This is a genomic window from Klebsiella sp. A-Nf5 (assembly GCF_002810545.1).
Classification (GTDB): domain Bacteria; phylum Pseudomonadota; class Gammaproteobacteria; order Enterobacterales; family Enterobacteriaceae; genus Klebsiella; species Klebsiella variicola.
Map to the genome: position 1 here is coordinate 1 of NZ_PIOG01000109.1, position 986 is coordinate 986.

General features: G+C 45.4%; 1 protein-coding gene. It reads left to right on the top strand.

The genetic code is table 11. The features are described 5' to 3' along the window. The coding region (locus CWM53_RS10955) for a hypothetical protein (RefSeq protein WP_100750790.1) at positions 1 to 766 on the top strand (766 nt) is incomplete at its 5' end. Between the last annotated feature and the right edge of the window lie 220 nt (positions 767 to 986).

Sequence of the window (986 nt, forward strand, 5' to 3'; positions counted from 1 at the left end):
CCAAAAAACGTATAATATGCTGAACGGGCACAGAGTTGCTGATACGACAAAAAGGTTAATCCCCTGGCTGGATCTTGAGCTATGCCACATTTACCCTAACTCTAAGGGCGGTGCAAATATCGCCAGAAACATTATCATCGCACCTGCTGCTATAAACCGGATGATGAAGGATTTTATCCCCTGCTGTCAGTCAGGAGTGCTGAGTGGCATAAAAGCAATGGAAACACCTCAACCGGTTAAATCGACCTTACTGAAAGCGTTAACGGATAAATACGGTTCAGATGCCGTACAGGAAGCATTGTACGGAGTTAAGCATCTTGCCTTTGCTGATTTAAGTCTGTCACGCAGGCTATTTGACACTGATATTTACGCATTCCCTCCACTAACCCGTCTGTTAAAAGAGGAAGCCTTACGCCTGAATTTGATGTCACTATGGGAAACGCTGGTTTGTACCGAAGTCAGCGTCTGGCTTAATGCCGGGCCTGCGAATGAATTATTTGCCGTTGCCGCGTTTCATGCGTTGCTGAACGGCGACGCCGACCACCTGCTGGAGCAATGTTATCGTTTAGTCGATGAAATCAGGGTGAAGCACAAGCGGGGGTCTCAACAAATCTACGACGAATTTCAGCATATACTCAGCCAGTACATGGCAAAATATTTTCACATTGACACCAGCGACCACAGAGCCTGTAATCTCTTCTATAACCGCTTTTTTAGTGTTCCTCCTGTCACAGAGGACGGTGTCTGCGCCATACCGCCTCAGTGATGCATTTCCTCAGCCTGTGTTCAATAAAATCTCAGATATATATCACCCTTCTGAAGTGAAACCGGACCATCGATAAACTCGGGCGAGGTTTACGGTAAATATATTTACTGAACCACGATCAATTTTGTCGATCGGTTCGATCGAATTTCATCGTTATCCCCTTCTTTTTTGCAGCTATAAAATCCCAACGGGATGCTTATGACTGTCTGTCTTCTACTAA